Annotated in this window: 20 protein-coding genes; 13 read left to right on the top strand and 7 right to left on the bottom strand. The window is 51.8% G+C overall.

The features are described 5' to 3' along the window. Positions 1-72: 72 nt before the first annotated feature. Both mobB and mobA read right to left on the bottom strand, forming a co-directional pair. On the bottom strand, positions 73-579 hold the full coding sequence (gene mobB, locus ABLU80_RS16655; RefSeq protein ID WP_015368985.1) for a molybdopterin-guanine dinucleotide biosynthesis protein MobB: 507 nt from the start codon (positions 577-579) through the stop codon (positions 73-75). Then, a complete protein-coding gene (gene mobA / locus ABLU80_RS16650; protein ID WP_015703924.1) occupies positions 576-1,157 on the bottom strand; it encodes a molybdenum cofactor guanylyltransferase MobA in 582 nt (193 codons plus the stop codon). The genes mobB and mobA overlap by 4 nt, the downstream gene beginning before the upstream one ends. Positions 1,158-1,228: 71 nt before the next feature. Here mobA and ABLU80_RS16645 point away from each other — a divergent pair, with 71 nt between their 5' ends. The 3 genes from ABLU80_RS16645 to dsbA all read left to right on the top strand — a co-directional run bounded on the left by ABLU80_RS16645 (position 1,229) and on the right by dsbA (position 3,210). Next, entirely contained in the window at positions 1,229-1,498 is a 270-nt protein-coding gene (locus ABLU80_RS16645) for a YihD family protein (RefSeq protein ID WP_015368982.1), read from the top strand. A 75-nt stretch (positions 1,499-1,573) separates the two neighbouring features. Continuing rightward, positions 1,574-2,560 carry a serine/threonine protein kinase gene (locus tag ABLU80_RS16640; RefSeq protein ID WP_047740192.1) on the top strand — a complete coding sequence of 329 codons (987 nt, stop codon included), beginning with the start codon at positions 1,574-1,576 and terminating at the stop codon, positions 2,558-2,560. Between the two features lie 26 nt (positions 2,561-2,586). Next, complete coding sequence (gene dsbA / locus ABLU80_RS16635) at positions 2,587-3,210, top strand: thiol:disulfide interchange protein DsbA (protein ID WP_015368980.1); 624 nt, start codon at positions 2,587-2,589, stop codon at positions 3,208-3,210. A 45-nt stretch (positions 3,211-3,255) separates the two neighbouring features. On the opposite strand, the gene ABLU80_RS16630 is transcribed toward dsbA, so the two are convergent. Next, a complete protein-coding gene (locus ABLU80_RS16630) occupies positions 3,256-4,158 on the bottom strand; it encodes an acyltransferase (protein ID WP_015368979.1) in 903 nt (300 codons plus the stop codon). Between the two features lie 396 nt (positions 4,159-4,554). On the opposite strand from ABLU80_RS16630, the gene polA reads away from it, so the two are divergent. Beyond that, the gene (polA, locus tag ABLU80_RS16625; protein ID WP_020077563.1) at positions 4,555-7,335 is read left to right on the top strand and encodes a DNA polymerase I; all 2,781 of its coding nucleotides are present in this window, start codon (positions 4,555-4,557) and stop codon (positions 7,333-7,335) included. 347 nt (positions 7,336-7,682) lie between these two features. Here the strand turns inward: polA and yihA are convergent, their stop codons facing one another. After that, positions 7,683-8,315, bottom strand: a complete 633-nt coding sequence (gene yihA, locus ABLU80_RS16620; protein ID WP_015368976.1) for a ribosome biogenesis GTP-binding protein YihA/YsxC — start codon at positions 8,313-8,315, stop codon at positions 7,683-7,685. 581 nt (positions 8,316-8,896) lie between these two features. On the opposite strand from yihA, the gene yihI reads away from it, so the two are divergent. Further along, on the top strand, positions 8,897-9,403 hold the full coding sequence (gene yihI / locus ABLU80_RS16615) for a Der GTPase-activating protein YihI (protein WP_015368975.1): 507 nt from the start codon (positions 8,897-8,899) through the stop codon (positions 9,401-9,403). 188 nt (positions 9,404-9,591) lie between these two features. Beyond that, positions 9,592-10,965: an oxygen-independent coproporphyrinogen III oxidase gene (hemN, locus tag ABLU80_RS16610; protein ID WP_032712982.1), complete on the top strand. Its 1,374-nt coding sequence runs from the start codon at positions 9,592-9,594 to the stop codon at positions 10,963-10,965. A 54-nt stretch (positions 10,966-11,019) separates the two neighbouring features. Here hemN and glnG read toward each other — a convergent pair whose 3' ends face one another. The 3 genes from glnG to glnA form a co-directional block, all read right to left on the bottom strand. Beyond that, entirely contained in the window at positions 11,020-12,429 is a 1,410-nt protein-coding gene (gene glnG, locus ABLU80_RS16605; protein WP_015368973.1) for a nitrogen regulation protein NR(I), read from the bottom strand. An 8-nt stretch (positions 12,430-12,437) separates the two neighbouring features. Further along, positions 12,438-13,487: a nitrogen regulation protein NR(II) gene (glnL, locus tag ABLU80_RS16600; protein ID WP_348850216.1), complete on the bottom strand. Its 1,050-nt coding sequence runs from the start codon at positions 13,485-13,487 to the stop codon at positions 12,438-12,440. Between the two features lie 188 nt (positions 13,488-13,675). Next, positions 13,676-15,085, bottom strand: a complete 1,410-nt coding sequence (glnA, locus tag ABLU80_RS16595; protein ID WP_015368971.1) for a glutamate--ammonia ligase — start codon at positions 15,083-15,085, stop codon at positions 13,676-13,678. Positions 15,086-15,461: 376 nt separating this feature from the next. Here glnA and typA point away from each other — a divergent pair, with 376 nt between their 5' ends. The 7 genes from typA (at position 15,462) to dtd (ending at position 22,587) form a co-directional block, all read left to right on the top strand. Then, entirely contained in the window at positions 15,462-17,285 is a 1,824-nt protein-coding gene (gene typA, locus ABLU80_RS16590; RefSeq protein ID WP_015368970.1) for a ribosome-dependent GTPase TypA, read from the top strand. A gap of 205 nt (positions 17,286-17,490) precedes the next feature. Continuing rightward, a complete protein-coding gene (locus ABLU80_RS16585) occupies positions 17,491-18,201 on the top strand; it encodes a GntR family transcriptional regulator (protein WP_045412798.1) in 711 nt (236 codons plus the stop codon). A 7-nt stretch (positions 18,202-18,208) separates the two neighbouring features. Beyond that, on the top strand, positions 18,209-19,189 hold the full coding sequence (locus ABLU80_RS16580) for a TIM barrel protein (protein WP_045362487.1): 981 nt from the start codon (positions 18,209-18,211) through the stop codon (positions 19,187-19,189). A 98-nt stretch (positions 19,190-19,287) separates the two neighbouring features. Beyond that, positions 19,288-20,547, top strand: coding sequence for an MFS transporter (locus tag ABLU80_RS16575; RefSeq protein WP_032712979.1), 1,260 nt, complete (start codon positions 19,288-19,290; stop codon positions 20,545-20,547). 152 nt (positions 20,548-20,699) lie between these two features. Continuing rightward, positions 20,700-21,299, top strand: a complete 600-nt coding sequence (gene yihX, locus ABLU80_RS16570; RefSeq protein ID WP_015368969.1) for a glucose-1-phosphatase — start codon at positions 20,700-20,702, stop codon at positions 21,297-21,299. Continuing rightward, a complete protein-coding gene (locus ABLU80_RS16565) occupies positions 21,293-22,153 on the top strand; it encodes a virulence factor BrkB family protein (protein ID WP_015368968.1) in 861 nt (286 codons plus the stop codon). The genes yihX and ABLU80_RS16565 overlap by 7 nt, the downstream gene beginning before the upstream one ends. After that, positions 22,150-22,587 (top strand): D-aminoacyl-tRNA deacylase, encoded by a 438-nt coding sequence (gene dtd, locus ABLU80_RS16560; protein ID WP_015368967.1) that lies wholly within the window; start codon positions 22,150-22,152, stop codon positions 22,585-22,587. The genes ABLU80_RS16565 and dtd overlap by 4 nt, the downstream gene beginning before the upstream one ends. Positions 22,588-22,622 lie beyond the last annotated feature (35 nt).

The raw sequence follows: 22,622 nt of genomic DNA, 5'->3' as shown, positions 1-22,622 counted from the left end.
CGGGGCTACAGACCCCGTAGCCCGGAAAAGGTGCGCAGCACCGCCTCCGGGGAAATCCCACCTATATCACCGCTATTGCCTCTCTAACCAACTCGCAATAAACGTCGCGATCTGTGGAATATTATTTAAATCCAACAGCGGAAGTGACGTCACGATGGGCACATCGCTGGCTACGGCGATCGTATGTTCATCAATCACTAGCTCTTCTACAAGATGTCCGCTATTTTGCCGGAAAAGCAGGATCTTCGGCACAGGTTCATGCTTAAAACCCTCCACCAAAACGAAATCCAATTTGTCCGGATCCATTCTGCTTACCAGCCATTGAAGATCTAATTCGGGTTCATCTGGGGTTTCTGTCATCAGCGCCCAACGCTGCTTACTGGCGACAATGGTTTGTGAAGCGCCAGCTTTGCGCAACTCATAACTATCCTTGCCAGGTTTATCGACATCCATATTGTGATGAGTATGCTTTATTAGCCCCGGCCGCAATCCTTTAGCGCAGAGTTCAGGGATAAGGCGTTTTAATAACGTTGTTTTCCCGGTACCGCTCCATGCGGCGATCGCCAGTAAGGGGATCATGATGACTCCTGCATCTGCTGCAACTCATCCAATGTATTTACATTGATGAACGCTGATTTCACATCGCTGAAATTCACCGGGTGCCCACCTACTTGACGCATAAAGACCATCACCCGGCGTTCTCCATGAGCCAGATAAGTCTCCAGTTCCGGAATGATTTGACGATGAACTAATGCAACGGCGGGATGATCGCGCTCGCCATCGTGTACCCAAACCACCGGCGCTGAAGCTTTCTGTTGTAGAAAGCGCTCGACCAGAAAAGAGGGGATGAACGGCGTGTCGCAGGGGCAAAATACAAACCATGGGCTATCTACCTGCTGCATAACGGCAAGCATTCCGGCCAGTGGGCCTGGAAAATCAGCTTGGGTATCGCGATAAACGGCATATCCGCTAGTATGCCAATACTCAAGATTGCGATTAGCGCTAATCACTAATCTGCCTACCTGCGGCTCTAATGAATCCGCAACGTGACGCCAGAGAGGACGACCATTCAGCAACTGCAATCCCTTATCAACACCGCCCATGCGCGTAGCTCTTCCACCCGCCAGCACGACGCCGGTTATTGCCTCGCTTTGCATATTAATATCGCCTCTTTCATTGTGGGATTGACCCTGTTAACTTGTCCCTATCAAGAGTAAGGAGCATGACTATGAAATGTAAACGCCTGAATGAAGTAATTGAGCTTCTCCAGCCAGCCTGGCAAAAAGAACCTGAACTGAACCTGATGCAATTCTTGCAGAAACTGGCGGCTGAAGCAGGTTACAAAGGTGAACTAGCCGATCTTTCTGATGATATTCTGATTTATCACCTGAAGATGCGTGATTCATCGAAAGAGGCTGTCATCCCGGGTATTCAGAAAGATTATGAAGAGGATTTTAAAACCGCACTGTTACGCGCGCGCGGTGTTATTAAAGAGTAAAAGGTTGTAAGTGCTGCCGCGAAACCGGCTACGAGATGATATCCTGAAGCATTCGTACGATTATCGGATGTCAGGATGCACGATAAGGCTTTTACTTTTCAGACGCTTCACCCGGATACCATCATTGATGGATTATTCGATCTGGGAATGCGGGTCGACTCCGGTCTGACCCCGCTTAATAGCTATGAGAACCGTGTTTACCAGTTTCAGGACGAAGATCGCCGCCGCTACGTGGTGAAGTTCTATCGTCCTGAACGCTGGTCTGCAGAACAGATCCTCGAAGAACATCAGTTTGCGCTTCAACTCGTAGAAGATGAAGTGCCCGTTGCCGCGCCGCTCTTATTTAACGATAGCACGCTACATCAACATCAAGGATTCTTCTTTGCCGTCTTCCCAAGCCTCGGCGGCCGCCAGTTCGAAGCGGATAATCTTGACCAAATAGAATGGGTCGGGCGCTATCTTGGCCGCCTGCACCAGACCGGTCGTAAGCAGCGTTTTAATGCGCGCCCGGAGATTGGCGTACAAGAATATCTGTTGGAACCACGTCAGGTATTCGAACAGGCGACGCTTATTCCATCTGGCCTGAAGGCTGATTTCCTGGGTGCGGCTGATAAACTCATCGATGCCGTCAGGGCGCAGTGGCACGGGCCTGCGGATACGCTTCGTCTACATGGCGACTGCCATGCCGGCAATATCCTGTGGCGCGATGGTCCGCTGTTTGTTGATTTAGATGATGCCCGCAGCGGCCCGGCGGTACAGGATCTCTGGATGCTGCTGAATGGCGATAAAGCCGAACAGCGCATGCAGCTGGAGACCATCATTGAGGCTTATGAAGAATTCAGTCCGTTCAACACGGACGAAATCGCTCTCATCGAACCTTTACGCGCCATGCGTTTAGTTTATTATCTGGCGTGGCTGCTCAGGCGTTGGGACGATCCTGCTTTCCCTATAAATTTCCCATGGTTAACCGGGGAAGATTATTGGCGCGGGCAGACTGCAACATTTCTTGAGCAGGTGAAGGTTCTGCAGGAACCCCCTCTTCAGTTAACGCCAATGTATTAATGTGATATATCAGGAGAGAAATAATCATGAAAAAAATTTGGCTGGCGCTGGCTGGTATGATTCTGGCTTTCAGTGCATCCGCTGCCCAGATCACCGACGGCAAGCAGTACACCACCCTTGATAAGCCGGTTGCAGGTGAACCTCAGGTCCTTGAGTTCTTCTCATTCTACTGCCCGCACTGCTATCAGTTTGAAGAAGTGCTGCACGTTTCCGACAATGTACGTCAGAAACTGCCTGAAGGCACCAAAATGACCAAGTATCACGTTGAATTCCTGGGCCCGTTGGGTAAAGACCTGACCCAGGCGTGGGCTGTGGCGATCGCGCTGGGCGTTGAAGATAAAGTAACCGCGCCGATGTTTGAAGCGGTACAGAAAACCCAAACCGTGCAGTCCACTGCCGACATCCGTAAAGTCTTCGTTGATGCGGGCGTTAAAGGTGAAGATTACGACGCGGCATGGAACAGCTTTGTGGTGAAGTCTCTGGTCGCCCAGCAAGAGAAAGCCGCAGCCGATTTACAGCTGCAGGGCGTTCCGGCGATGTTTGTTAATGGTAAATACCAGCTGAACCCGCAGGGTATGGATACCAGCAATATGGACGCGTTTGTTTCCCAGTACGCAGATACTGTGAAACAACTGGTTGAAAAGAAATAAAAAAAAAAGCCGGTCACTGACCGGCTTTTTTTATCGACTCTATAGTCACGACTTTTCGTTACCCTGCATAATGTCAGTGAGCTGACGATCTTTTTCTTCCCAAAGCCCATTCAGCCAGCGCTGGAAACCGCGCTTAAAGTTTTTATCATTGACGTAATCACCGTGTAGTTCCTCGCCAATCGGCACCAGATTAATACGTACCACGATGCGCGTCAGGCGGCCGCTTAACATATCGTAAAACGGTCTGGCATTATTGTCCGGATAGCACAGCGTAACGTTCAGTAGCTTATCGAACTGTGCGCCGAGGACGTTTAACGCCATCGCAATGCCTGCAGCTTTAGGCGGCAACAGGTTGTGGTAAGGCGAGCGCGTCTCGCGCTTCTTTTCAGCGGTAAACCTTGAACCTTCAACGAAATTGACGATGGTTGTCGGATGAGAGCGGAATTTTTCACATGAGCGGCGAGTCGTTTCGACGTCTTTACCGCGACGTTCCGGGTGGCGCAATAAGTAGCCGCGCGAATAGCGGCGCATAAAAGGCATATCAAGCGCCCAGCAGGCCAGGCCGATAAACGGTACCCAGGCCAACTGCTGCTTGAGGAAGTATTTATTCATCGGGATATGCTTGCGAAACAGAACGCAGAGCACCACGATGTCCGCCCAGCTGTGATGGTTGCTGATAAGCAGATACCAGTTCTTTTTATTCAGCCCTTCCAGACCCTGAATATCCCATTTCAACCATGGGTTGAGATGCAGCAGCAGCGCCAGTCCTTCGCACCAGCAATACATCATAAAATTGCAAAAAACGGAAATAGAACGCCATACCGCCGGGATAGGTACCAGCAGTTTAATCAGTCCGGCGATGATAATCGGTACGGAACAGATAATGGTGACTAAGATGGTAAGGGCGATACTCAGCGGGAGCGTTATCGCAGCGAGTAATCTCGACATAGTTAGTTTATTCAGAAAGTTAGGCCGGCAAAGAACCTTCTTAAGCCGCGCAAGAGGCTGATTTTACCAGAAAACGCGGTAAATAACGGGTCTTACCAGAACAGAAAAAAACGCGAATCTTATATCCACATGGAACATTGAGTCATCATGAATCGCATATAGCCTTGGGGGAAGATTTAATTCTTTGATATATAATGAGTTATAAGATTTCATGTTACATGGCTTAGGCTTTTTTGGCTGAGGCGATAAAACTATACACAAAGTTATCCACAGATAATATTGTGCAGCGATTCCCCTCTGCGATGAATCTTTTCGGCTAAATGCGGGAAAAATTCAGGATTTCATGCCCGTCTGTGGCATCCTTTACCCATAATCTGATAAACAGGCACGGAAATTATGGTTCAGATCCCAGAAAACCCTCTCATCCTCGTCGACGGCTCCTCTTACCTATATCGGGCTTACCACGCCTTCCCACCGCTAACTAACAGCGCCGGGGAGCCTACCGGCGCTATGTACGGCGTGCTGAATATGTTGCGTAGCCTGATCCTGCAGTATCAGCCGACGCATGCCGTCGTGGTATTTGATGCCAAAGGGAAAACCTTCCGTGACGAATTGTTTGAGCATTACAAATCACATCGTCCGCCGATGCCGGACGATCTACGTGCGCAGATTGAACCGCTGCACAAGATGGTGAAGGCGATGGGGCTGCCGCTGATGGCGGTGCCTGGCGTTGAAGCGGATGACGTTATCGGCACGCTGGCCCGCGAGGCGGAAAAAGTGGGCCGCCCGGTACTGATCAGCACCGGTGATAAAGATATGGCGCAACTGGTGACGCCGGGCATTACCTTAATCAACACCATGACCAACACTATCCTCGGCCCGGAAGAGGTCGTGAATAAGTACGGCGTACCGCCGGAACTGATTATTGATTTCCTCGCGCTGATGGGCGACTCCTCGGATAACATACCTGGCGTCCCGGGCGTTGGGGAAAAAACGGCGCAGGCGCTACTGCAGGGTTTGGGTGGTCTGGATACGCTCTATGCAGAACCGGAAAAAATCGCCGGGCTGACCTTCCGCGGCGCGAAAACGATGGCGGCGAAGCTGGAGCAGAACAAAGAGGTGGCCTACCTCTCTTATCAACTCGCGACGATAAAAACCGATGTTGAACTGGATCTGGGTTGCGAAGAGCTGTTAGTTGCGCAGCCGGCGGCAGATGAGCTGCTGGCATTGTTTAAGCAATATGAATTCAAACGTTGGATCACCGATGTCGAATCCGGCAAATGGCTACAGGGGAAAGGCGCTAAACCAGCGGCGAAACCAGCTGAAGCCGCGGTGATTATGGAAGAAGAGGTCGCCGCGACGCTCTCTTCTGAGCATTATGTGACAATCCTGGATGAAGCGACGCTGGTCGAATGGATTGCCAGATTGAAGAAAGCGCCGCTATTCGCTTTTGATACCGAAACGGATAGCCTCGATAACATTTCCGCCAATATGGTGGGTCTGTCATTCGCGATTGAGCCTGGCGTCGCGGCTTATGTGCCGGTGGCCCATGATTATCTTGACGCGCCGGACCAGATCCCACGTGAACGCGTGCTGGAGCTGCTCAAGCCGCTGCTGGAAGATGACAAGGTGCTAAAAGTAGGGCAAAACCTGAAGTACGATCGCGGCATCCTGGCCAACTACGACATTGAACTGCGTGGTATTGCCTTCGACACCATGCTGGAATCCTACACCCTCGACAGCGTCGCGGGTCGACATGATATGGATAGCTTGTCCGATCGCTGGTTGAAACACAAAACCATCACTTTTGAAGAGATTGCCGGCAAAGGTAAAAATCAGCTCACCTTTAATCAGATCGCGTTGGAAGAGGCCGGGCGTTACGCCGCGGAGGATGCTGACGTGACGCTGCAACTGCATCTGAAGATGTGGCCACAACTGCAGCAGCATGAAGGCCCGCTGAATATCTTTAAAAATATCGAGATGCCGCTAGTACCGGTGCTGTCGCGGGTTGAGCGCAACGGCGTGAAAATCGATCCGGCGGTGCTTCACGCGCATTCGCAGGAGATCGCTAAGCGTCTGGTTGAACTGGAACAACGCGCCCATGAAATTGCCGGTGAGGAGTTCAACCTCTCTTCTACCAAACAGTTGCAAACCATCTTGTTTGAAAAGCAGGGCATCAAGCCGCTGAAGAAAACGCCTGGCGGTGCGCCGTCGACTTCTGAAGAGGTGCTGGAGGAACTGGCGCTGGATTACCCGCTGCCGAAGGTGATCCTCGAGTATCGTGGGCTGGCGAAGCTTAAATCGACCTATACCGATAAGCTGCCGCTGATGATTAACCCGAAAACCGGTCGTGTTCATACTTCGTATCATCAGGCGGTGACGGCGACCGGGCGTCTCTCTTCGACCGATCCTAACCTGCAGAATATTCCGGTACGTAATGACGAAGGTCGTCGTATTCGTCAGGCGTTTATTGCGCCTCAGGACTATCTGATTGTGTCTGCCGACTATTCGCAGATTGAGCTGCGCATCATGGCGCACCTGTCGCGCGATGAGGGGCTGCTGAAGGCGTTTGCGGAAGGTAAGGATATTCACCGCGCCACCGCGGCAGAGGTATTTGGCTTACCGTTAGAAAGCGTCAGTAATGAACAGCGCCGTAGCGCGAAGGCGATTAACTTCGGCCTGATTTACGGTATGAGCGCATTTGGTCTGGCGCGTCAGCTGAATATCCCGCGTAAAGAAGCGCAGAAGTACATGGATCTTTATTTCGAGCGCTATCCGGGCGTACTGGACTACATGGAACGTACCCGCGCGCAGGCGAAAGAGCAGGGCTATGTTGAAACGCTGGAAGGGCGTCGTCTGTATCTGCCGGATATCAAATCCAGCAATGGCGCTCGCCGCGCGGGCGCGGAACGAGCGGCTATCAACGCACCGATGCAGGGAACGGCGGCGGATATTATTAAGCGGGCGATGATTGCCGTTGATGACTGGCTGCTGAGTGAAAAACCGCGCGTGCGGATGATCATGCAGGTGCACGATGAACTGGTGTTTGAAGTGCACAAAGACGATCTGGATAGCGTATCGAAGAAGGTGCATGAGCTGATGGAAAACAGTACTACGCTGGCGGTGCCGTTATTGGTGGAAGTCGGTAGCGGTGAAAACTGGGATCAAGCGCACTAAGTGGGCAATCTGTAAGGTTCTTTTTTGTAAGTTAGCAACATAACTTATAGATTTTTGTGATGGTCATTTGAATTTGTTATGTAAATAGTGAAAAAAAACTACAAAAAGTGCTTTATCCATAACCGAAAGAAGAGTAAAGTTATTCGCGTAGGGTACAGAGGTAAGATGTTCTATCTTTCAGACCTTTTACTTCACGTAATCGGATTTGGCTGAATATTTTAGCCGCCCCGGTCATTTATGACCGGGGCGTTTTTTATTGCGCGAAAGAAAAGTTTTACGCGCTGACAACCGCGTAAAATGAACGTCCGGATAGGGCGCTGGGCGCCATTATCCGGAAAAAGCGGGGGTTACTCTGCGTCTTCGGCGGCTTCTTGTGGCGGGATGTCGTTAAACCAGCTATCCAGCTTCTGACGCAACTTATCCACGCCAGATTTTTTCAGCGAAGAGAAAGGCTCAACCTGGATATCGCCATTGAAGGCCAGTACCGCTTCACGCACCATATTGACCTGCGCTTTACGCGCGCCGCTGGCGAGCTTATCGGCTTTGGTTAGCAGGACCAGCACCTGTATATCGCTTTCTACCGCCCATTCGATCATCTGCTGATCGAGATCTTTCAGCGGATGACGGATATCCATCAATACCACCAGGCCTTTCAGGCACAGACGTTTTTCAAGATACTCACCCAGCGCCTTCTGCCATTTGATTTTCATCTCTTCCGGCACCTGCGCGTAGCCATACCCCGGCAAGTCGACCAGGCGTTTACCTTCCGCAACCTCAAACAGGTTGATAAGCTGGGTACGACCCGGCGTTTTTGACGTACGTGCCAGGCTTTTCTGGTTAGTCAGCGTATTAAGGGCGCTGGATTTGCCCGCATTTGAGCGGCCAGCGAATGCCACTTCGATTCCGGTATCGGATGGAAGATGGCGGATATCAGGCGCGCTCGTGACAAAATGCGTCTGTTGATAATTCCAGTTGGTCAAGACTGTCGTCTCCGTAAAATCAGGCTATGGCGGGGATTATACCTGAAAGGCAGAAAAAGGCTGTTTTTACCGCACGTCGGCGTTGTAAGTAAAAACCATGAGCTTTGTGAGACATTGTCCATAAGGACTATACGAAATTTGTGAGAAAAACCTGACGTCAAATTCATAGATTATCGTTAAATCATACTGTTACAGGAAACTCTATTCCCTTAAGCAGGCTTTTCATCCTACAGGTGGTTGTCGATTTCCGGCAAAACGGTAAAGTAGTGGGCAAAGGCGAGGATGCCGGAGGATTACGACTCAGGACGAGGGGTCAGGAGCGCCAGGAGGCGAAGACCGGGATTGTCAGGATGACAAACGTCTGGAGACGTTTTAAAAGGGAAAGGGATAGAACAAGGACCGTTGGAAGCTAAGGGAAAGACAGGGTAAGTCGATAGCTGACATGGAAAGTGGAAACCCGTTAAGGGTTGTGAGTGCGGAAAAAGGCGACAGATTAATCTGTCGCCTTTTTTCTTTGCTTGCTTTCTGCTAGATTCCGCCTCAATTCTATACTGAAGAAAACTGTCTGAAGATCACACATCATGAAAAAACCGGCATCCGCATCGCGCGGTAAAGCACGTGGTAAGTCGCGTGAAGAGTTGAACCAGGAAGCACGCGACCGTAAACGTCAGAAAAAACACCGCGGCCATGCCGCAGGCAGCCGCACCAGCGGCGGCGATGCTGCTTCAGCAGGCAAAGGCCGCAGCCAGCAGCAGGACCCACGCATTGGCAGCAAAAAACCGATCCCGCTGGGCGTGACAGAAAGCACCCCGGCCGTTAAGCAGCACAAACCGAAGAGCGAGAAACCTATGCTTTCACCGCAGGCTGAGCTGGATTTGCTGGAGAATGATGAGCGCCTGGACGCGCTGCTGGAACGTCTGGAAGAGGGCGGTACCCTGAATGCTGAAGAGCAGGCTTGGGTCGATGCCAAACTGGATCGTATTGACGCGCTGATGCAGCAGCTTGGCCTCTCCTATGACGACGACGAGGACGAGGAAGAAGAAGAGCGTCAGGAAGATATGATGCGTCTGCTGAAGGGTGGAAACTAACGTTTGCATCCCATCGGATTCCCGGTCCTGCTTATAACCCTTCTGGTTATATGTTATCTGCTGTGGTTATTCGTTAAACTAAGACGGTTGTCGCGGCGTCAAAAATGGCTGCGCAACCGGCTCATGACCCGAGATGCGGTTGGGCCGGCACGACGTACCCGTCGGCGGCATCATCGGAAGGAGTGAGCATGTCTGAGCAGTTAATCGACTGGGATCTGGCCCTTATCCAGAAATATAACTATTCCGGGCCGCGATATACCTCGTATCCCACCGCGCTGGAGTTTTCTCCGGCGTTCGGCGCTGCTGATTTTGCCGCCGCCGTGGACCGCTACCCGCAGCGGCCGCTGTCGCTGTACGTCCATATCCCGTTCTGCCATAAGCTCTGCTATTTTTGCGGCTGTAATAAGATTGTCACCCGCCAACAGCATAAGGCTGACCAGTATCTTGATGTCCTTGAGCAGGAAATTATTCACCGCGCGCCGCTTTTTGCCGGCCGCCAGGTTAGTCAACTGCACTGGGGCGGCGGTACGCCGACCTATCTCAACAAAGCGCAAATCAGCCGCTTGATGAATCTGCTGCGCGGCCACTTCAGCTTTAACGCCGATGCGGAAATCTCCATCGAAGTCGATCCGCGTGAAATCGAACTGGATGTACTGGATCATTTACGATCTGCAGGGTTCAACCGTTTGAGCATGGGGGTGCAGGATTTCAATAAAGAAGTGCAGCGCCTGGTGAACCGTGAACAAGATGAAGAATTCATCTTTGCGCTGCTGCGTCATGCACGTGAGATTGGCTTCACATCGACCAACATCGATTTGATTTACGGTCTGCCGAAGCAAACGCCGGAAAGCTTTGCCTTCACGCTGCAGAAAGTCGCAGAACTGAATCCGGACCGTCTGAGCGTATTTAACTACGCGCATCTGCCTACGCTATTCGCTGCGCAGCGCAAAATTAAAGACGCGGATTTACCGAGCGCAGAGCAGAAACTGGATATCCTGCAGGAAACCATCGCTTCGCTTACCAAAGCGGGCTATCAGTTTATCGGCATGGACCACTTTGCCCGCCCGGACGATGAGCTGGCGATTGCTCAGCGCGAAGGCGTGCTGCACCGTAACTTCCAGGGGTACACCACTCAAGGTGATACCGACCTGCTCGGAATGGGCGTGTCGGCGATCAGTATGATTGGCGACTGCTACGCGCAGAACCAGAAAGAGCTGAAACAGTATTATCAGCAGGTCGATGAAAGCGGCACCGCGCTGTGGCGGGGTATTGCGTTGACCCGCGATGATTGTATCCGCCGGGATGTTATTAAGGCCCTGATTTGCAACTTCCGTCTTGAGTTCGCGGCGGTTGAAGCGCAGTGGGATCTTATCTTCAACGATTACTTTGCCGAAGATATGAAATTGCTGGCGCCGCTGGCGAAAGATGGGCTGGTGGATGTGGATGAAAAAGGAATACAGGTCACGGCAAAAGGCCGTCTGTTGATTCGTAACATCTGTATGTGCTTCGATGCCTATTTGCGGCAGAAAGCGCGCCTGCAGCAGTTCTCTCGCGTTATTTAAGCGAATCCCGGTGAGTCAGCTCACCGGGCGTTCATTTCGCCGCTAAGACCGGTGTTATTCCATTCCCAGCTCTTTTAGCTTCCGCGTTAACGTATTTCGCCCCCAGCCCAGCAGACGAGCGGCTTCCTGCTTATGCCCTTGCGTATGACGTAGCGCGGTGGTGAGCAATGCACGCTCCATCTCCGGCTGCGCTTCTGATAGCAGGTTTTGATGACCGGAACGCAGGGCACGGTCAGCCCATTGCCCCAGCAGCGTCGCCCAGCTATCCGGTTGGATCTGCGTTGGGCTATCGGGAATCGACGTTTCGAACAGCTCGGACGGCAGATCCTGGGTCAATACCTCCTGGCCTGCTGCCATCACCGTTAGCCAGCGACAGGTGTTCTCCAGCTGTCGCACGTTACCGGGCCAGGCCAGTCGCGTCAGCGCCGCTTCCGTTTCCGGATGCAACTGCTTGGCTTCTACGCCCAGTTCGCGGGCGGCAATCTGCAGGAAGTGGCGCGCCAGGCGCGGAATATCTTCCCGGCGTTCGCGCAGCGGTGGCAAATGCACGCGAATCACGTTCAGGCGATGGAACAAATCTTCACGGAATTTTCCTTCCTGCACGCGTAGCTCAAGGTTCTGGTGGGTCGCGGCAATAATCCGCACATCGACTTTCACCGGCGCATAGCCGCCAACGCGATAAAATTGGCCGTCAGCCAGCACGCGCAGCAGTCGCGTCTGAACATCCAGCGGCATATCGCCAATTTCATCAAGGAACAGCGTACCGCCATCGGCCTGCTCAAAACGCCCCTGACGGACGGTGTTGGCGCCGGTAAAAGCCCCTTTTTCATGGCCGAACAGTTCCGATTCAATCAAATCTTTCGGAATGGCCGCCATGTTAAGGGCGATAAACGGCGATTTGGCGCGTGGACTGTGGCGATGCAGCGCGTGGGCGACCAGCTCTTTACCGGTACCTGATTCGCCGTTGATCAGTACGCTGATTGAGGAGCGTGACAGGCGGCCAATGATGCGAAACACATCCTGCATCGCCGGCGCTTCGCCAATAATATCGGCCGTCGGGCTGCTGACCGGCGTATTACGCGGCTGCTGCTGCTCCTGATAATGGCTAATCGCACGGTCAACCAACGCCACCGCCTCATCAATATCAAAAGGTTTCGGCAGGTAATCAAAGGCGCCCTGTTGATAGGCGCTAACGGCGGCATCGAGATCCGAGTGCGCGGTCATAATGATGACCGGAAGCATCGGATGGCGTTGTTTAATCTGCTTTAACAGCGCCAGACCGTCCATCCCAGGCATGCGAATGTCGGAGAGTAAAACGTCCGGCGTTTTGGTGGTGAGGGCATCAAGAACCTCATTACCGCTCTCAAACGTGGTGCAGCTTAAACCCGCTCCGGTGAGTGCGCGTTCAAGCACCCAACGGATGGAGCTATCGTCATCGACTACCCAGGCTATCCCTCGTTGCATAAACACCTCTATTTCCGAATAGGCAGGTATACCGAGAACTCGGTATGGCCAGGCCAACTGGTAAATTCAATTTTGCCGGAGTGCTGATCGATAAGACTGCGGGCGATAGAAAGGCCAAGACCGGTACCGCCTTCGCGGCCGCTGACCATGGGGTAAAACAGCGTATCCTGCAGATGGGGTGGGATACCGGGACCATTATCTTCCACGTCGATACGCGCCGCCAGACGGTAACGTACGCCGTGGAGCGTGAGCTGAAAGGCGGTACGGGTGCGCAGGATGATTTCGCCGCCTTCGGGCCCCAGGGCTTGCAGCGCGTTGCGCACGATATTCAGCAACACTTGCTCGATTTGTTCCGGGTCGTGGGCCAGCTCAGGCAGGCTCGGGTCGTAATCGCGGATCAGTTTGACGTTATCCGGCAATTCCATGGAGACCAGCGTCACCACGCGCTCCGCGACTTTATGAATGCTTTCCGTGATATGCATACCGGGATGCTGCGGCCCCAGCAGGCGATCGACCAGGTTACGTAACCTGTCGGCCTGTTCAATAATCACCTGGGTATATTCCATCAGCGCGGGATCCGGTAGCGCTTTACTCAATAGCTGCGCCGCGCCGCGCAGGCCACCGAGCGGGTTTTTAATTTCATGTGCCAGACCGCGCACTAAATCGCGCGCCGCCACCTGCTGAGCATGCTGCAGCTGTTCCTGGCTCAAACGACGCTGATTATCCATCGGCGACATCTCAAGCAGGATATAGCCTTCTGGCAGGCGCTGAGCGGTGAGGGAGAGAATGTGCGAGCGGCCGTCAATCACCAGCGTCACTTCATTATCCGTGAAGCCCTGACCCGCCTGCAGGCTCTCCTGCATCAAGCCAATGTTTAACGAAAAGTAGCTCAGCAATTCTGGCAGCGGCGTACCGAATAATTTACGCGAACTTTGCGCCAGTAACTGTTGGGCAGCCGGGTTGGCGTAATGTACCGCGAGGTCGTCATCGACTAATAAGATACTGTGGATCAGCGAGTTGAGGATCTGCCCAGCATCGGGCTGTGTGCCTGTTGCCATCTGACAGTCTCCTGAAATGGTTGCACTGTTTTAGTGCAGTATAGCTTTTTATTGGTAAAAAGCGCGAGAGATCAGCGTGTTGCTGGAGAAAAAAGCCCATCCTGAGATGGGCTGAAAGTTTCCACGGCAACAAAACATCCCTGGTATCCCGTGCCACAACACGGGAACACCATGGATTTACAGCAAAATCAGACGCTGTAGTACAGTTCGAACTCAACCGGGTGCGGAGTCATACGTACGCGGTCGTTTTCTTCAATGCGCAGGGCGATGTAAGCATCGATAGCTTCGTCAGTGAAGACGCCGCCTGCGGTCAGGAACTCGCGGTCTGCGTCCAGCGCCTGCAGGGCTTCTTCCAGAGAACCTGCAACCTGCGGGATTTCTTTCGCTTCTTCCGGCGGCAGATCGTACAGGTTTTTGTCCATCGCATCGCCAGGATGGATTTTGTTTTTAATACCGTCCAGGCCGGCCATCAGCAGCGCGGCGAAGCACAGGTACGGGTTGGCAGCCGGGTCCGGGAAGCGCACTTCGATACGACGCGCTTTCGGCGAGGCAACCACCGGAATACGGATGGAAGCAGAGCGGTTACGGGCGGAGTAAGCCAGCATGACCGGCGCTTCGTAACCCGGGACCAGACGCTTGTAGGAGTTAGTGGTCGGGTTCGCCAGGGCGTTGATCGCTTTAGCGTGCTTGATAACGCCGCCGATGTAGTGCAGCGCTTGCTCAGACAGGCCCGCGTATTTGTCGCCGGAGAACAGGTTTACGCCGTTCTTGGACAGGGACATGTGGCAGTGCATGCCGGAACCGTTATCGCCAAACATTGGTTTTGGCATGAAGGTCGCGGTTTTACCGAAACGGTGAGCGACGTTGTGTACAACATATTTGTAGATCTGAATTTCGTCCGCTTTTTTGGTCATGGTGTTGAAGCGGGTAGCGATTTCGTTCTGACCTGCAGTTGCCACTTCGTGGTGGTGAGCTTCAACAACCAGGCCCATCTCTTCCATGATCATACACATGGTAGAACGGATATCCTGAGAGGAGTCTACCGGCGGAACCGGGAAGTAACCGCCTTTCACGCCCGGACGGTGGCCTTTGTTGCCGCCTTCGTATTTGGTAGAAGAGTTCCATGCGCCTTCGATATCGTCAATGGCCACGTGGGAACCAGAGATGGATGCGCCAAAGCGGATGTCGTCGAACAGGAAGAATTCTGGTTCCGGCCCGAACAGCACGGTGTCGGCGATGCCGGTGGCGCGCAGGTACTCTTCAGCGCGCTTGGCGATAGAGCGCGGGTCGCGGTCGTAACCTTGCAGGGTGCCTGGTTCCAGGATATCGCAGCGGATGATCAGCGTCGGTTCTTCATAGAACGGGTCGATCAGCGCCGTGGTGGCATCCGGCATCAGGACCATGTCGGATTCGTTAATACCTTTCCAACCGCCAATCGAGGAGCCATCAAACATTTTGCCTTCTTCAAAGAATTCGGCATTTACCTGATGGGAAGGAATCGTGACGTGCTGTTCTTTACCTTTGGTATCGGTGAAGCGCAGATCGACAAACTTCACTTCGTGCTCGTTCAGCATCGTCAAAACGTGTTCAGCGGACATACTTAAACTCTCCCGGATTGGTCATTGTCGTCGTGGTAACGAACTTCTTACTGCTTAAAAGTGGCGTTGTTGCCTTAAAAAATATAAAGCGAAATCTGTGCCAACTTTTAAAAGTACGGTAAAACGCTGTATCATGCGCACCATAGTGCAAAAGGACTGCACCATGATGGAGATAATGCACCAAAATAGTGCTTCAATGTGAACGTTGAGCACCATTTTGGTGCAATTTTTATTACGGTGCCCTTTTATCGCTCCGTGAAAGCGGTCACAAACAAACTCTGCAATACTTGTTTGCGGAGGATCTTTGTGATCCTGTTCAGTCCTTCGCTTAATACGTGTACAATAACGCGCTATTTCTAATGCCTGAGGCAAAGTTGTGATCGAAAATCTGCGTAATATCGCCATCATCGCGCACGTCGACCATGGTAAAACTACCCTGGTTGATAAGCTGCTACAGCAATCCGGTACGTTCGACGCACGTACTGAAGCACAAGAACGTGTGATGGACTCCAACGATTTGGAGAAAGAGCGTGGGATTACCATCCTCGCTAAAAACACTGCAATCAAATGGAATGATTACCGTATCAACATCGTTGATACCCCAGGGCACGCCGACTTCGGAGGTGAAGTTGAGCGTGTTATGTCCATGGTTGACTCTGTGCTGCTGGTGGTTGATGCCTTTGACGGCCCGATGCCGCAGACGCGCTTTGTTACCAAAAAAGCGTTTGCTCACGGTCTGAAGCCGATCGTGGTCATCAACAAAGTTGACCGTCCGGGCGCGCGTCCGGATTGGGTTGTCGACCAGGTATTCGACCTGTTCGTTAACCTCGACGCGACCGACGAACAGCTGGACTTCCCGATCGTTTACGCTTCCGCGCTGAACGGTATCGCGGGTCTGGACCACGAAGACATGGCTGAAGACATGACCCCGCTGTACCAGGCGATTGTTGACCGTGTACCGGCGCCGGACGTTGACCTTGACGGTCCGCTGCAGATGCAAATCTCCCAGCTCGACTACAACAACTACGTTGGCGTAATCGGCATTGGTCGCATCAAGCGCGGTAAAGTGAAGCCGAACCAGCAGATCACTATCATCGATAGCGAAGGGAAAACCCGCAACGGTAAAGTCGGTAAAGTACTGACTCACCTGGGTCTCGAGCGTATCGAGAGCGACGTAGCCGAAGCTGGCGACATCATCGCGATCACCGGTCTGGGCGAGCTGAACATCTCCGACACCATCTGCGACCCGCAGAACGTCGAAGCGCTGCCGGCACTGTCTGTTGATGAGCCGACCGTATCTATGTTCTTCAACGTCAACACCTCTCCGTTCTGCGGTAAAGAAGGTAAGTTCGTTACCTCTCGCCAGATCCTGGACCGTCTGAACAAAGAGCTGGTGCACAACGTTGCGCTGCGTGTTGAAGAAACCGAAGACGCCGATGCGTTCCGCGTTTCTGGCCGTGGCGAACTGCACCTGTCCGTTCTGATTGAAAACATGCGTCGTGAAGGTTTCGAGATGGCGGTTTCCCGTCCGAAAGTTATCTTCCGCGAAATCGATGGCCGTAAACAAGAGCCGTTCGAAAACGTAACGCTGGACGTCGAAGAGCAGCACCAGGGGTCTGTCATGCAGGCGCTGGGCGAGCGTAAAGGCGACCTGAAAAACATGAATCCAGACGGTAAAGGCCGCGTACGTCTCGACTACGTGATCCCAAGCCGTGGTCTGATCGGCTTCCGTTCAGAGTTCATGACCATGACTTCCGGTACCGGTCTGCTTTACTCCACCTTCAGCCACTACGACGACGTTCGTCCGGGCGAAGTGGGCCAGCGTAACAACGGCGTACTGATCTCTAACGGTCAGGGTAAAGCGGTTGCGTTCGCACTGTTCGGCCTGCAGGATCGCGGTAAGCTGTTCCTCGGCCACGGCGCTGAAGTTTACGAAGGTCAGATTATCGGTATTCACAGCCGTTCTAACGACCTGACCGTAAACTGCCTGACCGGTAAGAAACTGACCAACATGCGTGCGTCCGGTACTGACGAAGCAACGGTTCTGGTTCCGCCGGTTAAGATGACCCTGGAGCAGGCTCTGGAGTTCATCGATGACGACGAACTGGTAGAAGTTACTCCGACGTCTATCCGTATCCGTAAACGTCACCTGACCGAGAACGATCGTAAACGCGCTATGCGCGGTGCGAAAGAAGAGTAATTTACCCTTCTTGCTACCCTTCAAACCTCGCCTCTCCGGCGGGGTTTTTTTATGCCTGCTCCTCATACTTATCTTCTGGCGGCGCCAGTGTGGCTCCGGTAGAGAGCTTGGTCACAATTATTCTTAAAGCTTGCGACAGCAATTGCTTTCTTTTTTTACACAAGAGTAAGATGAGTCATCTGGTTTAAACCAAATGGATTAAACAATGGCGAATAACCCATCCACTGTGGAAAATGCGAAAGAGAAACTGGACCTGTGGCTAAAGCAGGGGCTGACGGTATCGGGTGGAAAACTGCCGTCCGAGCGCGAGCTGGGCGAGTTGCTCGGTATCAAGCGCATGACGTTGCGCCAGGCGCTGCTTGGCCTGGAGGCGGAATCAAGAATATTTCGTAAAGACCGTAAAGGCTGGTTCGTTGCCCAGCCGCGTTTTAACTATAGCCCGGAGCTCTCGGCCAGCTTTCAGCGGGCAGCGATTGAACAGGGTAGAGAGCCTTCGTGGGGTTTTATCGAAAAGGTACGGACGACGGAGTATCCCGACGTCGCAGAAGCTCTCTTTGCTACCTGTCCTGCGCAAGATTTATATCTGATAACCGGCTGGGGGGCCCTGGAAGGGCATAAAGTTTTTTATCATGAAACGTTTATCAACCCGAATGTTGCCCCGGATTTTATTACCAGACTCAAGAACCAGTCTTTTTCCACCGTTTGGGAGAATGACTATCATAAAACTGTAGTTATTAAAAAATTAGCCTTCAGGCCAGTAAGAATGCCCGGCGATGTAAGTAAATTCATTGGCGGCTCTGCCGGTATGCCCGCTATTCTGATAGAAAAACATCGTGCCGATAGTGCAGGTAATATCGTGCAAATAGATCTCGAATATTGGCGATTTGAGGCTGTGGATCTCTTTATTAACTTGTAGGTATTTTATGCTCACTAAAGATAACGCTGAGAAGATCCTTTCTCGCATTGATAATATTCCTCTTTATCTTCATGCTTATGCATATCACCTGAATATGCGGCTGGAGAGAATTTTACCAGTTGATTTACTGAAAATTGCGAATAGCCATCATTTAAAAGGTGTGAAAATTCATGTCCTCGATGGCGAGCGTTACTCTCTTAGCTGTATGGATAATATGCAATTGGCCGCTTTTGGCGAGCAGGCAAAAGCGTTACGGCTGGATATCCATATAGAAACCAGCGCCTCCGATAAAGAGACCATCGATCAAGCCGTCGCTATCGCATTAAAGACCGGGGCAACCTCTGTTCGTTTTTATCCTCGTTACGAAGGGCCTTTACAGGATGTTTTAGCAAGTATTTCGGCTGATATTCAATATATTAAAGAGACGTATAGTCACTCTGGACTCACTTTTACCATTGAACAACATGAAGATTTAAAAAGTATCGAGTTAGTCAATCTGGTTAAACAAAGCGAGATGCCGTCGCTATCACTGCTTTTTGATTTTGCCAATATGATCAATGCCAACGAACAGCCGCTGGAAGCGTTAGCGGTCATGTCGCCCTATGTCACTCAGGTTCACATTAAAGATGCCTGTATCATTGCGGAAAATGGTGGACTGGGGCACCGGGCCTGTAATTCGGGTCTGGGTGATATGCCGTTTAAGGCGCTGCTGACTGAGTTGATTTGTCTGGGCCAGGAGCAACCACAGGTGATGGCCTACGGTCTGGAAGAAGAGGTTGATTATTACGCGCCGCCTTTCCGTTTTGCAACCGAAGGCGATAACCCGTGGATCCCGTGGCGACAACTGAGCGAAACGCCTCTGCCTGATACAACGCAACTTGAAGCCCGGCTGGATAAAGAAAAACAGGATGCGATCGCCCAGTTAAATTTTGTCAGGGACACCTTACACGACATAAAAAATGATGCTCTGAAAGTTCTTTTGCGTTAATTTTTAATTAAATTTGGTATTGATGGCCGCTATTTTAATTTAATAGCGAAATATTCCATGTCCTTAAATAAAATGATGTTAAGTCATCAGGGGATCTTATGCTCACAAGAAAGAAATGGGCTATATTTAGCCTGTTAACGCTTTGTGGTGGTACCATTTATAAACTGCCTTCATTAAAAGATGCGTTTTATATACCGATGCAGGATTACTTTCATTTGACCAATGGTCAGATTGGTAATGCCATGTCGGTAAACTCAGTGGTGACAACCATTGGTTTTTTCTTGTCAATTTACTTTGCTGATAAACTTCCGCGTCGCTACACCATGTCATTTTCACTGATAGCGACGGGATTGTTAGGTATCTATCTGACAACGATGCCTGGCTATTGGGGCATTCTATTTGTTTGGGCATTATTTGGCGTCACCTGCGACATGATGAACTGGCCGGTACTATTAAAATCGGTGAGTCGGTTAGGAAATAGCGAACAACAGGGACGCTTATTTGGCTTCTTCGAAACGGGACGCGGTATTGTTGACACCGTCATCGCATTCTCAGCCTTGGCTATTTTCACCTGGTTTGGCAGTGGTTTGCTGGGTTTTAAAGCCGGCATTTGGTTCTACGCCATTATTGTCATTGTTGTAGGCATCTTGCTGTTTTTCATGCTTAAGCAGAAGGATGAGTCGACGCCCGCCGCTGATGAAGGCGCCACCAGGCAACAAACCAGCATCTCTTCGGTGCTGAAAGACAAAACAATCTGGCTGATTGCCTTCAATGTGTTTTTTGTCTACGCCGTGTACTGTGGACTCACCTTCTTTATCCCGTTCCTGAAGAACATCTACATGCTGCCGGTAGCCCTGGTTGGCGCATACGGCATTATTAACCAGTACTGTTTAAAAATGATCGGTGGTCCAATTGGCGGTTTAATTGCCGATAAGATCCTCAAATCGCCAAGTAAATATCTGTTTTATACCTTCTGTATCAGTACGTTGGCTTTAGTCGCGTTAATTCTGTTACCGCACGAAAGTATGCCGGTCTATCTGGGTATGGTGTGTACTCTCGGGTTCGGCGCCATTGTTTTTACGCAACGAGCCGTGTTTTTTGCCCCGATTGGGGAAGCGAAAATCGCTGAAAACCAGACGGGCGCGGCGATGGCGCTGGGGAGCTTCATTGGCTATGCGCCAGCTATGTTTTGCTATAGCCTGTACGGCTACATTCTCGATCTTAATCCGGGTCTGGTGGGGTACAAGATAGTCTTTGGCATCATGGCCTGCTTCGCTTGCGCCGGCGCGTTCGTTTCGGTGATGTTGGTTAAACGCATCAACCGCAGAAAGAATATGTTGGAAACCGCATTGGTCTGATTTTAAGCGTTCAGCCATTTCACCAAAGCCGCAGATATGCGGCTTTGGTCGTTTTTGCGTCTGAGATGTCTTGAGCCGTTTCCCGTTTGTTCATAGTCAAACCTCTTCTTTCCCGCTACAGTTAATCTTCAACGGCGCGGAAGGAGACAAAAATGCTCTATATCTTTGATTTAGGTAATGTGATTGTCGACATTGACTTCAACCGGGTGCTCGGAACGTGGAGCGATTTGACCCGCATCCCGCTGGCGACGCTAAAGCAAGACTTTGTCATGGGCGATGCCTTCCACCAGCATGAACGCGGGGAGATCAGCGATGAAGAGTTTGCCGCCGCAATGTGTCATGAAATGAACATGCCGCTGAGCTATGAACAGTTTGCCCACGGTTGGCAGGCCGTTTTTGTCGCCTTGCGTCCAGAAGTCACCGACATTATGCAAAAACTTCGCGACCAGGGGCACCGCGTGGTCGTACTCTCGAACACCAACCGATTACATACCACTTTCTGGCCAAGCGAATATCCACAAGTGCGTGCTGCCGCAGATCATGTGTATCTTTCGCAAGAGATGGGGATGCGCAAACCCGAAACGCGTATCTACCAAAGCGTGCTGCAGGCGGAAGGATTTTCGCCGCAAGACGCGGTCTTTTTCGACGATAACGCCGATAATATAGCTGGGGCTAACCAGTTGGGGATCACCAGTATTCTGGTCACGGATAAGGAGACCATCCCCAACTACTTTGCGAAACAGCTATGCTAAAAAGCGTTCATCAAAAAACCAAATACCATACCAGGCCGCTGGTGGCCTGGCTTAAGCTGCTGTGGCGGCGAATTGAAGAAGACAACATGACGACGTTGGCGGGGAATCTGGCCTACGTGTCTTTACTTGCGCTGGTGCCGCTGATCGCCGTGGTTTTTGCCCTGTTTGCCGCCTTTCCGATGTTCTCCGACGTCAGCGTGCAGATCCGCCATTTTATCTTTGCCAACTTCATTCCGGCGACCGGGGATGTCATTCAGGGATATATCGAACAGTTTGTGGCGAACTCCAGCAGGATGACGGCCGTCGGCGCCTTTGGGTTAATTGTCACCTCATTACTGCTGATGTATTCGATTGATAGCGCGCTGAACACCATCTGGCGCAGCAGTCGGACGCGGCCAAAAATCTATTCATTTGCGGTCTATTGGATGATCCTGACTCTCGGGCCGCTGTTGGCCGGCGCCAGTCTGGCAATCAGTTCCTATCTTCTCTCACTACGCTGGGCCAGCGATCTCAATAGCGTCATTGATGATGTACTCCGTATATTCCCGCTAATCTTATCGTGGGCGGCGTTCTGGATGCTTTATAGCATTGTGCCCACCACCCAGGTACGCAATCGCGATGCGGTAATCGGCTCGCTGGTGGCGGCACTGCTTTTTGAAGCCGGTAAAAAGGCTTTTGCTTTATATATCACCATGTTTCCGTCATACCAGCTGATTTATGGCGTGATTGCGGTAGTACCCATTTTGTTTGTCTGGGTTTACTGGACCTGGTGTATCGTCTTGCTTGGCGCTGAAATAACTGTCACTCTCGGTGAATACCGCAAACTCAAAAAAGAAGAAACAGAACAACCATGATTGCATTAATTCAACGCGTATCCCGTGCAAGCGTTACCGTGGAGGGTGAAGTGACGGGTGAAATCGGTCCGGGACTGCTGGTGCTGCTGGGCGTCGAGAAAGACGATGACGAACAGAAGGCCAATCGTCTGTGTGAACGAGTGCTCGGCTATCGCATTTTCAGCGATGCCGAAGGCAAAATGAATCTTAATGTCCAGCAGGCGGGCGGCAGCGTGCTGGTAGTTTCGCAGTTTACGCTAGCGGCCGATACCGAGCGCGGCATGCGCCCGAGTTTTTCCAAAGGCGCGGCGCCGGACAGAGCGGAAGCGCTGTATGAATACTTTGTTGAGCGCTGCCGCCAACAAGAAATGAATACTCAGACCGGGAGATTCGCTGCGGATATGCAGGTCTCGCTGGTAAACGATGGTCCCGTGACCTTTTGGTTGCAGGTATGAGTCAGCTTCCGGGCAGGCTGCGGGTAACAAAAGAG

The sequence above is a fragment of the Klebsiella sp. CN_Kp104 genome (assembly GCF_040064515.1).
Classification (GTDB): domain Bacteria; phylum Pseudomonadota; class Gammaproteobacteria; order Enterobacterales; family Enterobacteriaceae; genus Klebsiella; species Klebsiella aerogenes.
This window is presented reverse-complemented; position numbering and strand designations above follow the sequence as displayed.

Excerpts from the sequence above, each read along its gene's own strand:
- ABLU80_RS16645 (WP_015368982.1), top strand. The coding sequence starts at position 1,229 with ATGAAATGTAAACGCCTGAATGAAGTAATTGAGCTTCTCCAGCCAGCC.
- dtd (WP_015368967.1), top strand. The coding sequence starts at position 22,150 with ATGATTGCATTAATTCAACGCGTATCCCGTGCAAGCGTTACCGTGGAG.
- ABLU80_RS16575 (WP_032712979.1), top strand. The coding sequence starts at position 19,288 with ATGCTCACAAGAAAGAAATGGGCTATATTTAGCCTGTTAACGCTTTGT.
- glnA (WP_015368971.1), bottom strand. The coding sequence starts at position 15,085 with ATGTCCGCTGAACACGTTTTGACGATGCTGAACGAGCACGAAGTGAAG.
- ABLU80_RS16565 (WP_015368968.1), top strand. The coding sequence starts at position 21,293 with ATGCTAAAAAGCGTTCATCAAAAAACCAAATACCATACCAGGCCGCTG.
- ABLU80_RS16585 (WP_045412798.1), top strand. The coding sequence starts at position 17,491 with ATGGCGAATAACCCATCCACTGTGGAAAATGCGAAAGAGAAACTGGAC.
- dsbA (WP_015368980.1), top strand. The coding sequence starts at position 2,587 with ATGAAAAAAATTTGGCTGGCGCTGGCTGGTATGATTCTGGCTTTCAGT.
- yihX (WP_015368969.1), top strand. The coding sequence starts at position 20,700 with ATGCTCTATATCTTTGATTTAGGTAATGTGATTGTCGACATTGACTTC.
- mobA (WP_015703924.1), bottom strand. The coding sequence starts at position 1,157 with ATGCAAAGCGAGGCAATAACCGGCGTCGTGCTGGCGGGTGGAAGAGCT.
- polA (WP_020077563.1), top strand. The coding sequence starts at position 4,555 with ATGGTTCAGATCCCAGAAAACCCTCTCATCCTCGTCGACGGCTCCTCT.
- ABLU80_RS16580 (WP_045362487.1), top strand. The coding sequence starts at position 18,209 with ATGCTCACTAAAGATAACGCTGAGAAGATCCTTTCTCGCATTGATAAT.
- glnL (WP_348850216.1), bottom strand. The coding sequence starts at position 13,487 with ATGGCAACAGGCACACAGCCCGATGCTGGGCAGATCCTCAACTCGCTG.
- glnG (WP_015368973.1), bottom strand. The coding sequence starts at position 12,429 with ATGCAACGAGGGATAGCCTGGGTAGTCGATGACGATAGCTCCATCCGT.
- ABLU80_RS16640 (WP_047740192.1), top strand. The coding sequence starts at position 1,574 with ATGCACGATAAGGCTTTTACTTTTCAGACGCTTCACCCGGATACCATC.
- mobB (WP_015368985.1), bottom strand. The coding sequence starts at position 579 with ATGATCCCCTTACTGGCGATCGCCGCATGGAGCGGTACCGGGAAAACA.
- hemN (WP_032712982.1), top strand. The coding sequence starts at position 9,592 with ATGTCTGAGCAGTTAATCGACTGGGATCTGGCCCTTATCCAGAAATAT.
- yihI (WP_015368975.1), top strand. The coding sequence starts at position 8,897 with ATGAAAAAACCGGCATCCGCATCGCGCGGTAAAGCACGTGGTAAGTCG.
- ABLU80_RS16630 (WP_015368979.1), bottom strand. The coding sequence starts at position 4,158 with ATGTCGAGATTACTCGCTGCGATAACGCTCCCGCTGAGTATCGCCCTT.